This is a genomic window from Citrobacter sp. TBCS-14 (assembly GCF_005280805.1).
Classification (GTDB): Bacteria; Pseudomonadota; Gammaproteobacteria; order Enterobacterales; family Enterobacteriaceae; genus Citrobacter; species Citrobacter gillenii.
Map to the genome: position 1 here is coordinate 1 of NZ_SZWM01000097.1, position 212 is coordinate 212.

The following is a 212-nucleotide window of genomic DNA, read 5'->3' on the forward strand; positions in this document are numbered from 1 at the left end:
TTGAAGGCTATGGCGTGACGGAATGTGCGCCGGTGGTGTCGATTAACGTACCGATGGCGGCGAAATCGGGAACGGTAGGGCGCATTCTGCCTGGTATGGATGCCCGACTGTTGGCGGTTCCTGGTATTGAAGATGGCGGGCGTTTACAGCTGAAAGGCCCTAATATTATGAGCGGCTATCTACGCGTCGAAAAGCCAGGTGTACTGGAAGTC

The 212-nt window shown here is 55.2% G+C and carries 1 protein-coding gene; it reads left to right on the top strand.

Features of this window, described 5'->3' with window-relative positions; translation table 11 throughout:
* On the top strand, window positions 1–212 hold a 212-nt coding region (locus FDX22_RS00540; RefSeq protein WP_146716567.1), incomplete at both ends, for an AMP-binding protein.